Annotated in this window: 13 protein-coding genes; all 13 read left to right on the forward strand. The window is 39.2% G+C overall.

Going from position 1 to position 14,822, the window contains the following annotated elements; all coding sequences use genetic code 11:
* Positions 1-44: 44 nt before the first annotated feature.
* The 13 genes from cps2T (at position 45) to LKD48_RS12615 (ending at position 14,802) form a co-directional block, all read left to right on the forward strand.
* Entirely contained in the window at positions 45-1,292 is a 1,248-nt protein-coding gene (cps2T, locus tag LKD48_RS12555; protein ID WP_308732164.1) for a beta 1-4 rhamnosyltransferase Cps2T, read from the forward strand.
* 4 nt (positions 1,293-1,296) lie between these two features.
* On the forward strand, positions 1,297-2,646 hold the full coding sequence (locus LKD48_RS12560; RefSeq protein ID WP_308732165.1) for a glycosyltransferase: 1,350 nt from the start codon (positions 1,297-1,299) through the stop codon (positions 2,644-2,646).
* A 35-nt stretch (positions 2,647-2,681) separates the two neighbouring features.
* The gene (locus LKD48_RS12565; RefSeq protein ID WP_308732166.1) at positions 2,682-3,527 is read left to right on the forward strand and encodes a glycosyltransferase family 2 protein; all 846 of its coding nucleotides are present in this window, start codon (positions 2,682-2,684) and stop codon (positions 3,525-3,527) included.
* Entirely contained in the window at positions 3,524-4,855 is a 1,332-nt protein-coding gene (locus LKD48_RS12570; protein WP_308732167.1) for an O-antigen ligase family protein, read from the forward strand. The genes LKD48_RS12565 and LKD48_RS12570 overlap by 4 nt, the downstream gene beginning before the upstream one ends.
* Positions 4,855-5,676: a LicD family protein gene (locus LKD48_RS12575; protein ID WP_308732168.1), complete on the forward strand. Its 822-nt coding sequence runs from the start codon at positions 4,855-4,857 to the stop codon at positions 5,674-5,676. The genes LKD48_RS12570 and LKD48_RS12575 overlap by 1 nt, the downstream gene beginning before the upstream one ends.
* A 174-nt stretch (positions 5,677-5,850) precedes the next feature.
* On the forward strand, positions 5,851-7,080 hold the full coding sequence (locus tag LKD48_RS12580) for a 6-phosphofructokinase (RefSeq protein ID WP_118613476.1): 1,230 nt from the start codon (positions 5,851-5,853) through the stop codon (positions 7,078-7,080).
* Between the two features lie 48 nt (positions 7,081-7,128).
* The gene (locus tag LKD48_RS12585) at positions 7,129-7,404 is read left to right on the forward strand and encodes an acylphosphatase (RefSeq protein ID WP_118613474.1); all 276 of its coding nucleotides are present in this window, start codon (positions 7,129-7,131) and stop codon (positions 7,402-7,404) included.
* 56 nt (positions 7,405-7,460) lie between these two features.
* Positions 7,461-7,979 (forward strand): antiterminator LoaP, encoded by a 519-nt coding sequence (gene loaP, locus LKD48_RS12590; RefSeq protein WP_066557058.1) that lies wholly within the window; start codon positions 7,461-7,463, stop codon positions 7,977-7,979.
* Positions 7,980-8,000: 21 nt separating this feature from the next.
* Entirely contained in the window at positions 8,001-9,839 is a 1,839-nt protein-coding gene (gene glmS / locus LKD48_RS12595) for a glutamine--fructose-6-phosphate transaminase (isomerizing) (protein WP_308732169.1), read from the forward strand.
* Between the two features lie 110 nt (positions 9,840-9,949).
* Entirely contained in the window at positions 9,950-10,915 is a 966-nt protein-coding gene (locus tag LKD48_RS12600; RefSeq protein ID WP_308732170.1) for an HAD family hydrolase, read from the forward strand.
* A gap of 184 nt (positions 10,916-11,099) precedes the next feature.
* Positions 11,100-11,579 (forward strand): PTS sugar transporter subunit IIA, encoded by a 480-nt coding sequence (locus tag LKD48_RS12605; protein ID WP_118613470.1) that lies wholly within the window; start codon positions 11,100-11,102, stop codon positions 11,577-11,579.
* A gap of 49 nt (positions 11,580-11,628) precedes the next feature.
* On the forward strand, positions 11,629-13,101 hold the full coding sequence (locus LKD48_RS12610; RefSeq protein ID WP_308732171.1) for a PTS transporter subunit EIIC: 1,473 nt from the start codon (positions 11,629-11,631) through the stop codon (positions 13,099-13,101).
* A 135-nt stretch (positions 13,102-13,236) separates the two neighbouring features.
* Positions 13,237-14,802, forward strand: coding sequence for a transporter substrate-binding domain-containing protein (locus LKD48_RS12615; protein WP_308732172.1), 1,566 nt, complete (start codon positions 13,237-13,239; stop codon positions 14,800-14,802).
* Positions 14,803-14,822 lie beyond the last annotated feature (20 nt).

A 14,822-nucleotide genomic window follows, 5' to 3' on the forward strand; every position in this document is an offset into this window, starting at 1 on the left:
AAGCGTTGAGAAAAAGATAGAAAAATTTGAGGATGGATAGAAAAATGCAACCAAAAAAAGAAGTACAGCATGTGTACCTAGTAGGCGCAAAGTCTCTAGGAGCATATGGTGGGTATGAAACGTTTGTGTACAAACTTACAGAGCATCATCGAGATAATCAGAATATTAAGTATCATGTTGCTTGTAAGGCAAATGGTGATGGTGCTATGGACGAAACGAAGTTTGAGGGCGTGACCGAGATTAATGATCATGAATTCGAACTTCATAATGCCCATTGCTTTAAAATTAATGTTCCACAGATCGGAGCAGCGCAGGCAATTTATTACGATGTAGCTGCATTAAAGGCGTGCTGTGAGCATATTCAGAAAAACAATATTCCACATCCGATTGTTTATATAATGGCATGTCGGATTGGACCATTTGCAGGTCATTATTATAGGAAGATACACAAATTGGGTGGTACAGTGTATCTGAATCCAGATGGACATGAATGGATGCGAGCAAAATGGTCGGCACCAGTTCGGAAATATTGGAAAATTTCGGAACAGATGATGGTGAAGTATTGTGATTTGGCCATTTGCGATTCTGTGAATATTGAAAAATATATTCATAAGTGTTATGATGGCAAGGGAATCAGGGGTAAGAATCCAAAGACTACATTTATAGCTTATGGAGCAGACTTAACGCTCAGCAAGTTAGCGAATGATGATAAAAAGCTGGTAAATTGGTACAAGGAAAAGGATTTGACTCCGAAGAACTACTATCTTGTGGTTGGTCGTTTTGTACCAGAGAATTCCTTTGAAGTGATGATTCGAGAGTTCATGAAGAGTCATAGTCGCAAAGATTTTGCAATTATAACAAATGTCAATGATAAATTTTTGAATCAATTAGAGGAAAAACTACACTTTAAAAGCGATAAGCGAATCAAGTTTGTAGGAACGGTGTATGATCAGGAATTGCTGAAGAAAATTCGAGAGAATGCGTATGCATATTTCCATGGACATACAGTAGGTGGTACGAATCCCTCATTGATTGAGGCACTAGGCAGTACTGATTTAAACTTACTTGTAGATGTTGTTTTTAATAGGGAAGTGGCTGAAGACTGTGCATTGTATTGGAGTCGCGATGATGGGGATTTGGCAAAACTGATTGATCAGGCTGATGAGTTGAACGCAGATGAAATCACAAAGTTAGGGCAGAAGGCTAAGAAGCGAGTTGCACAGGAATATACATGGGATAAAATCTGTGGGCAGTATGAAAAAGTATTTATGGAAGCAGATAAGAAGAGATAAAACAATGCGAATATTACATTATGCACTAGGATTTCCACCATATCGTAGTGGTGGATTGACAAAATGGTGTGTTGATTTGATGATACAGCAGGCGAAGGAAGGACATTGTGTTGCGATGCTTTGGCCTGGGCAGATGGGAATGTTAAATAAAAAAATAGCAATAAAAAAACAAGAGGACGTTTGCTTGAAAGAGCAAAGGCTTCAGAGTTTTGAAGTTATTAATCCATTACCAGTTTCCTTTGATGAAGGAATAGCAGATTTCTCTGCATTTACAGCAAATGCAGGGACAGTTGCATATGATAAATTTTTAGATGCTGTTCAGCCTGATGTTATTCATGTGCATACATTGATGGGACTTCATAAAAGCTTTTTACAGGCAGCAAAGAGAAGGAGAATTCGTCTTATATTTACTGCGCATGATTTCTTTCCAGTTTGTCCGAAGGTAACAATGTTCCGTCATGGCGTAATTTGCAGCAATGTAAAAAATTGTGAAGAGTGTGGTGTGTGCAATGCAACGGCACTAAGTTTAAAGAAAATACAGATTTTGCAATCACCGCTGTATCGCAGATTGAAAGATTCATTCATTGTCAAAAAACTAAGAAAAAAGCATAGAGATGGATATTTAAGTGAGGCAACTGCGGATGATTCAGCGGTACCTGTTGGTAGCGCTGAGGATTATAAGAAGTTGCGAAATTACTATTATTCACTCTTAAAACTGATGGATATTATTCACTATAATAGTAGTGTGACAAAAAGTGTTTATGAAGCGGTATTTGATCTTCCAAAGAATTGCATTGTAACGATTACACATGCAGATATTACAGACAACAGGCGGATCAAAAAGTTTTCTGATGATCAGCTTCATATTCGTTATTTAGGACCACAAAGTGGAGCAAAAGGCTACTTTTTATTAAAAGAAGCGTTAGACCAATTGTGGGAGAAAAAACAGAATTTCTGCCTTGATGTACATTTTCAGCCAATTGAAATGGCACCGTATATGGAAGTACATCCGCGATATGCTTATGAAGAATTAACGAAGATATTTGAACAAACAGATGTTTTGGTAACGCCAAGTATCTGGTTTGAAACATTTGGGTTTACTGTATTAGAAGCATTGAGTTATGGTGTTCCCGTTGTAATTAGTGGAACAGTTGGGGCAAAGGATATTCTCGTAGATGGTGCAGGTATAGTAGTTGACAATCTTACACCAGATCGTCTGTGTGACACATTGATAAATCTTACAACGGCTGATTTAAAGAAAATGAATGAAATTATAGTTCAAAAACAGCCAATTATGCAGATTGAAGCAATGTCGAAGCAGATTGAAACTGATTGTTACGGATGGAATTTATAACATCGGTAAATAAAACTAGAAATGGGAAATGTAATATGAATATCACAGTGGTTGTTTTGCATTATGAGAATATAAAGGATACAAGGGAGTGTCTGGATTCTTTGAAGAAATATTTAGATGACACAAAGAACAATATAAATATTGTTGTAGTTGACAATGGATCAATAAAAGAAAAGACTGCAGCAATTGAAAAAGAGTATTTGAATGATAAGATTCATTTTATTGAGTCTGGTGAAAATTTAGGCTTTGCAAAGGGAAATAATATAGGATTTCACTATGCAAAGTATGAACTTCATTCGGATATTATAATTTTAGCAAACAACGATTTGATTTTTCAACAAGTAGATTTTATGGATCAGATTGAAAAGGAAATGACAGAGAATCACATAGATGTTGCTGGTCCGAGAATCATCTCGTTGGTTGATCATAAGAATCAGAATCCAGTTCCATATGTGCATCCGGATCTTGCGTCAGTTAAAAAAAGAATTTTTAAGCTCCAAGTTCTGCGAATGATGTGTTATTTTGGGGTGGATAAGTTTTTTCAAAGTATTTTTTCCAAGAAATATAGCGCTGACGTAAAATCGGATAACTATCAGTTGCATGGTGCCTGCTTAATTATGGCCAATAACTATGTGAAAAATTATGATGGACTGTATCCAAAAACGTTCATGTATATGGAGGAGGATATCCTAAAGTATATTACAAAAAGAGACCACCTTGTTATGAAGTATTTTGATAGTGCAGAAGTCTTTCATAAAGAGGGATCTTCGACAGGAAAAATCTACGGAGCAGGAAGAAAAAAGAGGTCATTTTATTATAAATGGAATATTGATGGATGCAAGAAGCTGAGACAACTGATGGAATCTGGGAGAGATAAATGAAGCTAACAAAAGAAAGAAAAATATTATTAGAAGCATTAATAACACTTCAGTTGATTAACTATATGGTTGGAACAATCATATTGAAAGACTTTTTTTTAGTCAAATATTTACGAGATGCTATTGTAGTTGTGTTATTATTTGAAATTGCACGAGACAGAAGAAAAAAAATGCAGTTTGGAACAATTACGACATGTTTCTTGGTGTTTGTATTCTGTGAACTTTTTGGTATGATACAAGGCGAGTCTTTGCGCATTGTATTATTGGTGACAAGAAGATATGCAATTCCGTTGGCAGTGCTGTTTATTGTTAGCCAAATTGATTTCAATGGTGAAGAGCGAGGATTCCTTGTATATATTTTATATTTGATTGTTGCATTATCAATATTTGGTGTTTTTCAGGCACAGGTATTGGGTGATGGTTTCTTAAGAAAATTGGGCTATCCAGTCGAGTACTCACATGGATATGGACGAGATATGCTGTATAATTCTTTCTATTTTGGTGGATTGGGTATACAGCGAGTGGTTGCTACACTGAGCAGTTCAAATATTTGTGCATTGGCATTGGGAGCATCATTACTTTATTTTTTAGTATGGAACCCGATTTTTAATGTGAAATATGAGGCAATTATGATCATTTGCATCGCAGTTGCATTCCTTCTTACGTTTTCACGTTCAAACATATTGTTTTTTGTTATTGTAGCTATTTTAATTTCGAAGTATATTCCATATAAAAAATATATTCTTGCAGGAATTGGATTTGCTGTGTTGATCGTTTTGATTTTGGGTATTATTCAAGGACAGGATGGAATTATTTATAAACTATGGATGTGGGTCCAGTCTACTTTAAATATGACAGAGGACTCCGCGGCAGGAAGATCTGGAATATGGCAGACTGCATTGGCACAAGTATTGAAAAGCCCATTGGGAATCGGATTTGGCCATGTAGGGGCAATTGGATATGATAGTGAACTCGTTTTCTGGGCAGAAAATTCATATTTTGTACTTGCTTTGGATACTGGATGGATTGGTGTTATAAGTTATGTAACTGCTTTAGTAATGATTGTTGTAAAATTATATAGTAATGCAGTAATGTATGGAAAAGCAGGAAATGAGAAGGGAAAAAGAATCTGTGTGGCTGGCTATGCAGTATTGATTTATCTGATGGGAGTAATGCTGTTCTCCAATCATATTCAGGATATGGAGGTTGTAACACTAGTTTATATGTATGTTGGTATTGGACTTTCATATGTTCGATACAATGGAGGTATAAACGAAAAAATAGATAAATCATTCATAATTCGTAAAATTTGTAAGCGAGGGAATAATTGATGAAAGAATTGTCAATTCAGGAAATTCATGAGGGAACACTTGGCATATTAAAGAAAATAATAGATATTTGCGATAAAGTTGGAGTGAACTATTATCTAGCATACGGATCTTTAATCGGTGCAGTGCGTCATGGGGGCTTTATTCCATGGGATGATGATTTGGATATTGTAATGCTTCGCCCTGACTATGAGGTATTCTGCCAGTATTGTATGAAGCATGAACGAGAACTGTATCCGTTCAAGCTAATTAATAGACAAAGTGAAAAAAAATATCCTTATAATATTGCTCGGTTTAATGATCTGCGATATAAGGCTGTTTACGAGAATGTTCAGGAATATGACTCTGGAATGTTTATTGATGTGTATCCGTTAGACGGGGCAGGTCATATGACAGAATCAGAGGTGAGAAGTCTTGATAAAAAGAGAGACTACTTAATGAAAATGATTCTGTGGAGCATAGATGATCATTATGAACCATCTAAGCATAATAAGTGGTACCGCTCTGCGATTAAATACTTTGTACGAAGTTATGCAAAATTTAAGGGAAGCGATTATTTCCTAAACAAAATGGAAGATCTGAAAAATCAATATGAATTTGACAGCAGTGAGTATGTGGCAGAAATGGTATGGGATATTAAGACGGTTCTGTGCAAAAAAAGTTGGTTTGGAGAAGGTCAGATGATTCAATTTGAAGACATCAAGGTAAAGGCGCCAAAAGATATTGATAGTTTCCTAAAAGTATACTATGGGGATTATATGAAGCTGCCACCAGTTGAACAAAGAGTTCCAAGTCATGGATATGCACTCTATAAAAGAGAATAGTATTGTGCGGTTAAGGGTGGTATCAGTATCATAAGAAGCGCAAAATTAGCTGACTGCCTGTCTTAGTACACGCAGACAAAATAGAATCAATTTAGGTGTATACCGACCAAACAAAAAAGTCTTGCTGAAATCCTAAAAACAATGTATACTGTTTTCGTTGAGGAGGTATGTTTTATGGAGACAATCAAGAATGTATTAGTTGGACAGTCAGGTGGACCGACGGCAGTAATTAATGCAAGCCTTGCAGGTGTTTATGAGACAGCAAGGGCGATGGGCGCAGAGCATGTATATGGTATGCGCTATGGAATACAGGGACTGCTTCAGGAGCAGATCGTTGATTTAAATGAGTGTCTTAGCGATAAGATGGATATTGAGCTGTTAAAGCGTACACCGGCAAGCTATTTGGGCAGCTGTCGTTTTCGTTTGCCAAATCCGGATGTGGATGAGGAACCATATAAACAGCTGTTTCACTTATTTGAAAAATACGAGATTGGCGCTGTATTCTATATCGGCGGCAACGACTCGATGGATACTATTGCGAGATTGGCAGCGTACGGTGCTAAGGTAAAAAGCAGCATTCGCTTTATCGGTGTTCCAAAGACAATCGATAATGATTTAATGTTTACTGATCACACACCGGGCTATGGAAGTGCAGCAAAGTATATTGCGGCAACGATCAAAGGAATTATCTGCGATTCAAGTGTCTATAACCTGAATAGTGTAACAGTAGTTGAGATTATGGGCCGTCATACAGGATGGCTGGCAGGTGCAGCAAGTCTGGCAGCAGGTGCAGACTGCAATGGACCAGATATGATTCTTCTGCCGGAGCGCGCGTTTGATGAGAAAGCATTTCTTGCAAAGGTTTCACAGCTTGAAAAAGAGCGTCATACGCTTGTGATTGCAGTGAGCGAGGGTGTGAAGAACAAGGATGGAGAGTTTTTATGTGATCTTGTATCTGGACCTGGTGCAGTGGATGCATTTGGTCACAAGGCTGCACTTTCCGGTACGGCTCGTTACCTTGCAGATTTGATTAAGGCTCATCTTGGATGTAAGACAAGAGCAGTTGAGCTGTCAGTTTTGCAGCGCTGTGCTTCTCCGCTTGCAAGCCGTACTGATGTGACAGAGGCATATCAGGTAGGCGGTGCTGCTGTGGAAGCTGCTTTTCGCGGTGAAACTGGAAAGATGTGCACGATTTATCGTGTATCAGATATTCCGTACCGTACAGAGACTGGTCTGACTGATGTAAGCCGTGTGGCAAACAAGGAAAAATGTGTGCCGGATGAGTGGATTAGCGAGGATGGCATGCATGTAACACCAGAGTTTGCACGTTATGCAAGACCGTTAATTCAGGCAGAGCTGCATCCATTCTATGTAGATGGTGTGCCGCGTCACCTGCATCTGTAAAAATTTCAGAGTAGTCTGCACGGTTAAGTGATGTAAAGGAGAAAGCATATGGCAGATACTGTAGTTCGCAAGCATATCATTTTTTACGGCAGAGTGCAGGATGTAGGTTTTCGTTATTTCTCAGTTTATAAGGCAAGGCTTCTTGGCCTTGCCGGCTGGGTAAAAAATTTAGATGATGGAAGCGTAGAGATGGAGGTGCAGGGAAAAGAAGCTGAAATTGATACGCTGATCCAATTTTTAGATGGGCACCGCTGGATTCGGATTGATGCTATGGATGTAGAAAATATTGCGGTGATACCGGATCACGATTTTGTTGAGAGATAAGCGTGCACGCAAGGAACCATTCAGACGTATCTGCTGCCGTTTTAATGGGAGGTTTTATGTGGTATGTCATTCAGACGAGCACTGGAAGGGAAGAAAAGATAAAGCAGGAGTGTGAGCAGCGCATAAGTAAGGATGTGCTTTCACATTGTGTTCTTCCGTTGTATGAGGAGAAGATAAAGTATAAGGGACAGTGGCATATTCAGAAGAAAAAGCTGTTTCCGGGATATCTGTTTCTTATATCAGAAAATTTGGATGAGCTGCATGAGCAGTTAAAAAGAGTAGAAGCTATGACAAAGCTTTTGGGGGCTGGAGATGATATCATTGCGCTGACGCAAAATGAAATTGATTTTCTACTTCGTTTTGCGGGTGATGAGGAGCTTGTAAAGATGTCACAGGGAATGATTATCGGTGATAAGGTTGTCATTTTGTCTGGGCCGCTTAAGGGTATGGAGTCCACTATCCAAAGGATTGATCGCCACAAACGAAAGGCATGGCTGAATCTGGAAATGTTTGGACGACAGCAGTTAGTTGAGGTTGGTGTGGAAATTGTAAAAAAAGTTGCATGTGAAACGTAAGCGTTAGAGGAGAGAGACATCATGTGTGGAATTGTTGGTTATACTGGACATCTTCAGGCTGCTCCTATTCTTTTGGATGGTCTGTCAAAACTGGAGTATCGAGGCTACGATTCAGCAGGACTTGCTGTTCGCAACGGAGAAAAGAAAACAGAGATTGTTAAGGCAAAGGGGCGATTAAAATCTCTGGCAGAAAAAACAGATAACGGTCATGCACTTGTTGGTACATGTGGCATTGGTCATACCAGATGGGCGACGCACGGTGAACCAAGCGAGACTAATGCACATCCGCATATGTCAGATGATGGCAATGTGGTTGGTGTTCACAATGGTATTATTGAAAATTATCAGGAGTTAAAGGAAAAGCTTGTTCGCAAGGGTTACAGCTTTTATTCATCTACTGATACTGAGGTTGCATTTAAGCTTATTGATTATTATTATAAGAAGTACGAGCACACACCGGTAGACGCGATCAATCACGCACTTGTGCGTATTCGCGGTTCATATGCACTTGCTATGATGTTTCAGGATTATCCGGGCGAGATTTATGTGGCAAGAAAAGACAGCCCGATGATTCTTGGTGTGACAGATGGCGACTGCTTTGTGGCATCTGATGTTCCGGCAATTCTTAAATACACACGTACTGTCTATTATATTGGCAATCTGGAAATGGCACGTATGGCAGATGGTGCGATCACCTTTTACAATTTGGATGGTGATGAGATTGAGAAGCAGCCGACACAGATCGAGTGGGATGCAGAGGCAGCTGAGAAAGCTGGCTTTGAGCACTTTATGATTAAGGAGATTCACGAGCAGCCGAAGGCAGTTCATGACACCATAAATTCAGTTGTAAAGGATGGCGCTATTGATTTGTCTGAAGTTGGACTGACAGAGGAGCAGATTAAAAATATCAGCCAGATTTATATTGTTGCATGTGGTTCTGCTTATCATGTAGGAGTAGCATGTCAGTATGTCTTTGAAGATCTGGCAGAAATTCCTGTTCGCGTGGAGCTTGCATCTGAGTTTCGTTACCGCAAAATGGTGCTTGATCCAAATGGCCTTGTCATAATTGTCAGTCAGTCAGGAGAGACGGCAGATAGTCTTGCTGCGCTTCGTCTGGCAAAGAAAAAGGGCGTGAAGACGCTTGGTATTGTCAACGTGGTGGGAAGCTCTATTGCTAGAGAGGCAGACAATGTTTTCTATACGCTTGCAGGACCAGAGATTGCAGTAGCAACGACAAAGGCATACAGCACGCAGCTTATTGCAGGATATTGTCTGGCTGTTCAGTTTGCAAAGGTCAGAGGAAGCATTGATGATACACAGTATGCGCACTTAATTGACGAGATGCAGCAGCTTCCAGATAAGATCGCAAAGATCTTAGAGGATAAGGAGCGCATTCAGTGGTTTGCGGCAAAACAGGCAAATGCAGGTGATATTTTCTTTATTGGCAGAGGAATTGATTATGCTATCAGTCTTGAGGGTAGTCTTAAGATGAAGGAGATAAGCTACATCCACTCTGAGGCCTATGCGGCAGGTGAATTAAAGCATGGAACTATAAGTCTTATTGAGGATGGAACTCTTGTAATTGGTGTTTTAACTCAGTCAGAGCTTTATGAGAAGACAGTTTCCAATATGGTAGAGTGCAAGAGCCGCGGTGCCTATTTGATGGGACTGACAACATATGGAAATTATAACATTGAAGATACTGTATCCTTTACTGTATATATTCCAAAGACGGACGAACACTTTGCGACTAGTCTTGCAGTTATTCCGCTGCAGCTTATGGGCTACTATGTCAGTGTAGCAAAGGGACTTGATGTAGATAAGCCGAGAAACTTAGCAAAGAGTGTTACAGTTGAGTAAACAAGAAGTGATTAAAGAATTAAATTATAATACATAAGAAAAATGGCGGCACGAAAAAGTGGATTTCGTGTCGCCATTTTGCATTAATGGTGTTTGGAAAGGAGTATTTTGTGAGCAGACAGAAAAAGGAATTTGAAGAATACGAAATAAATGAATCTTATAAAACAGAAGAAAGAGATAATCCATATGGCTTTAAGAGAAAGTCGAAGGAGGAGCGGCCTGTACTAGCAATTTGCTATGATTTTGATAAGACATTATCGCCGGATGATATGCAGGCACAGGGTTATATTCAGTCCGTAAATTATCATGTGGACCGTTTCTGGGCAGAGTCAAACGAGATGGCAAGAGCAAACGGCATGGATTCAAATCTTGCCTATATGTATAAGATGGTTCGTGAGGCGAAAGGTCATTTTGATTTGAGCCGCAAGGCACTTGAGGAGTATGGTTCAAAGGTAGAATTGTTTCCTGGTGTAGATGAGTGGTTTGAGCGCGTGCGCCAGTATGGCGATAAAAATGGAGTGATTATAGAGCATTATATTATTTCTTCAGGTTTAAAGGAGATGATAGAGGGAACTAAGATTGCAAAGCGCGGCTCCTTTGAAGAGATTTATGCGAGTGCCTTTTATTATGATGAAAATGGTGTGGCAATTTGGCCGGCACAGGCAGTAAATTATACGAGCAAAACACAGTTTTTATTTCGCATAGAAAAGGGAATACTTGATGTAAATGATACTGCAGTAAATGACTATTTTCCGGCATACAAGATGCGTGTGCCATTTAGAAATATTGTCTATATTGGTGACAGCGATACGGATATTCCAAGCATGAAGCTTGTAAACACATATGGCGGTCATGCAATTGGCGTGTACAATCCTGTCACGGGCAATAAAGAAAAAGTCTATCGTATGATGCGTGATAACAGAATACGTTATTTTGCCCCGGCAGATTACAGAAAAGGTCAGCAGCTTGAGCAGCTGATTCAGACGATTATTGACAAGACTGCAGCCTATGAGAAGTTAGAGGCACTTCATATAGATGGGCTAAAGGAGATGAAAGACAAAAATAAGTCAAAATAGTACATAAAATAAATAAAAATGGGAAAAATAACGATAAAACTGTTGGCAAAGCAGAAACTAGTGACTAAAATATATATAAATGCTAAGGAAAGAACGTGCGAAAATTATGCAAAATACCATTCAATAAATGGTAACTGCGGAATACAAACGTAAACATTTTTTGGCGAAAAGAAAAGGAGACGTTATGTTCAAATTTTTTAAGGGAAAAGAAAAGGGAAATGTGCTTTATGCACCTTGTAAAGGAAAAGTAGTTCCTTTGACAGAGGTTCCAGATCCAACTTTTTCTGAAAAGTTATTGGGAGACGGCTTTGCAGTGATCCCAACCGAGGGAAAAGTGTATGCACCGGCAGATGCTGAAGTGACCATGGTATTTGATACACTTCATGCAATTACGCTGACTAGCAGCCAGGGAGCTGAAATCTTAATTCATATCGGATTGGATACTGTTACACTTAAGGGCGCACCGTTTACCGCGCATGTTGCAGCTGGTGACAAGGTGAAGAAGGGTGATCTTTTGATGGACGTAGATCTGGATAAGATTAAAGAGGCTGGATTAAATACAATTACACCAGTTTTAATCTGCAATACGGATGATTATGAAAAGATCAGTCTTCAAAAGGAAGGCGATGTCTTACTAGACGAGGCAGTTTTAAAAATCTCATGAAACTGATTGGAGTGATTCAATTAAGTATAATTTAAAGGAGGAGAAATATATGAAATTTCTTCAAAAACTAGGTAAAGCATTAATGCTTCCAGTAGCAGTGCTGCCAATCTGTGGTATTCTCATGGGCATCGGTTATTATTTATGTCCGGCGACGATGCAGGGAGGAGACATCGAGGGCGTAAAAAATTTGATCGGATTCTTCTTGGTAAAGGCAGGATCAGCTCTTATTGAAAACATGGCGATTCTTTTCGCAATCGGTGTTGGTGTCGGTATGTCAGAAAAGAATGACGGAACCGGCGGAATCGCCGCTCTGGCATCTTGGCTTATGATCACAACACTTCTTTCTACTGATGTTGTTACCACATTGATTCCGTCAATTGCAGACAATGCAACTAAGACACTTGCATTCAATAAGATTGCAAATCCATTTATCGGAATCCTTTCTGGTGTTATCGGATCTTCTTGCTACAACAAGTTCAAGAACACTAAGCTTCCGAACTGGCTGGCATTCTTCAGCGGCAAGCGTTGTGTTGCTATTATTGCTGGTTTAGTTTCTATTATTGTATCTGCTGTTTTATTATTTGTATGGCCATTGCTGTTCGGAGCACTTGTTGCACTTGGCGATGCAGTTGCAGGTATGGGCATTGTAGGTGCTGGTATCTACGCATTCTTAAACCGTCTGTTGATCCCAACTGGATTACATCACGCATTAAACAACGTATTCTGGTTTGATACTATTGGTCTTGGTGATTTGCAGCACTTCTGGGCAGGTGAGACATCTGCAGATGTAACATGGAGCCTTGGAATGTATATGTCAGGCTTCTTCCCATGTATGATGTTCGGTATTCCTGGTGCAGCACTTGCAATGATTCAGTGTGCAAAGCCGGCAAAGAAGAAGATCGCAATCGGACTTGTTGCTTCTGCAGCAGTTTGTTCATTTGTCTGCGGCGTTACTGAGCCGTTCGAATTTGGATTTATGTTCCTTGCACCTGGTCTGTATGTAATTTATGCATTACTTTATGGTATCTTCACAATTATTACTGTTGCGCTTGGCTTCCGTGCAGGATTCAGTTTCTCAGCAGGTGCTACAGACCTTCTGTTCTCATCTACACTTCCGGCAGCGCAGAAGACAGTGCTGATTATTCCGCTTGGAATCGCAGCATTCGTTGTATTCTATTTTGTATTCCTCTTCGCAATCAAGAAGTTTGATTTAAAGACTCCAGGAAGAGAAGATGATGATGATCTTGAGGAAGAAAAGAAGGTTCAGTTAGCAAGTGATAATTATACAGAAATCGCAAAGAAGATTCTTGCAGGCTGCGGCGGTAAGGAAAATATCGTAAGCATCGATAACTGTGTAACAAGACTTAGACTTGAAGTAAGAGATATGACTGCAGTAAATGATAAGGCAATCAAGGCTGCAGGTGTTGCAGGAGTAATCAAACCTGGAAAGACTTCCGTACAGGTAATTGTCGGAACAAAAGTTCAGTTTGTTGCTGATGCATTTTCAAAACTTTGCGAATAAGTTCTGAATAGTATTTAAAGCAGGGCATGACTCGATTAGGGTCGTGCCCTTTTTTAATGTGAAGGAAATTGACAAAACACCATGTGACCGAGTATACTTAGAACGAAAAAAGTATTAGATCATGAGGAAAGACTGATGAAAAAGATGACTATGAAAAAATATGTAGTTACTGTATGCCAAGAAGTCAAATATATGATTGTATGTGCAGCCTTGCTGCTAGCTTTTTTTACAACGGTAAATGCAGCTGAAAAAGAGGCACCAGAAAAAATAATTCGCGTGGGCACACTTGGGGATACATTTAATTATGTAACTGAAAATGGGATGCGAAAGGGGTATAGTTATGAGCTGCTAGAGACGCTGGCAGGCTATACCGGGTGGAAATTTGAGTATGTAGCCTGTAATTGGAATGATAGCATTGAAAAACTCCAAAATGGTGAAATAGACATTTTAGGAGATATTGCCTATACAGAGGAACGCACAGATAGGATGCTGTTTTCAGACGGACCTATGGGTATAGAGAAATATTATCTGTATGCAGATTTTTTAAGCGACGATATTTCTTCTGCTGATTTTAAGACATTGAATGGAAAGCGTATTGGTGTCCTTATAGGCGCAAAGCCAGAAGCGATGTTGAATGAATGGGAGTTAAAAAATGGACTGAAAACAATACACATAAATATAAAAAGTAAAGAAGATACACTGGCAAAACTGGAAAATGGAGAGATTGACTGTTTTATTTCGTTGGAAGAACCATTTTGGGCTGATAAAGATGTCTCAATTATTACACGAATTGGCAAATCAAATATTTATTTTGCAATTAATAAGGATCATCCAGAGATAAAAAAAGAGCTTGATCTTGTCATGCACCAGTTGGAGGAGGAACGGCCATTTTATATGTCAGATTTGTACAGGCAATATTTTTCATCGGATTATACACCTGTTCTTTCATCTGAGGAAAAATCATGGTTGGAAGAACATGGTGCAATTCGAATGGGATTTTTGGCCAATGATGTTGGCGCGAGCGTTATGGATCCGTCAAGTGGGACACTTACTGGTGCAATTACTGATTATGTTCAGTATGCAGTAGAATGTCTTGGAAAACAAGAACTGACATTTACGCTTATGGGATATAACAGCTATGAAGAAGAGATAGAAGCGCTAAAAGCTGGAGAGATTGATATGATTTTTCATTTCTATCAGCATCCAAATGTGATGGAGAAATATCATTTCGCATGTACAAATACAACATGGACATATAATTTGGTAGCAGTCACGAATAAGCCTCATTTTAATGAAAATGATGAAAAACGTGTTGCAATACAAAAAGACAGTCTGTCGTTCATGGAACATATTGAATATTATTATCCTCATTGGAAAATTTTAGAATATAATACAGACAAAGAGATGGCAGAAGCAGTGAAGTCTGGAGAGGCCGATTTCTTTATATCTAGTGTAACTCTTGCATCAAAATACAGCAGGGATCCAAGTTTTTACAGTGTGCCGTTGTTATACTCTGAGAAAGCAGCCTTTGCAGTTAAAAGCGGAAATAGAAATCTTCTGGCAATACTAAATAAAACGCTTAAGGCTATGCCAAATAATATGCTTACGAGTTCACTTGCCAGGTACGAGAACAATTCAAGAAAAATGGGGTGCGGACAATTTTTGGACCTAATGTCGAAAGATGTTAGGAGGAAGAAATGAACAAGTATAGCACCGAAGAA

The organism is Anthropogastromicrobium aceti (assembly GCF_020687335.1).
In the GTDB taxonomy this organism is placed as follows: domain Bacteria; phylum Bacillota; class Clostridia; order Lachnospirales; family Lachnospiraceae; genus Anthropogastromicrobium; species Anthropogastromicrobium aceti.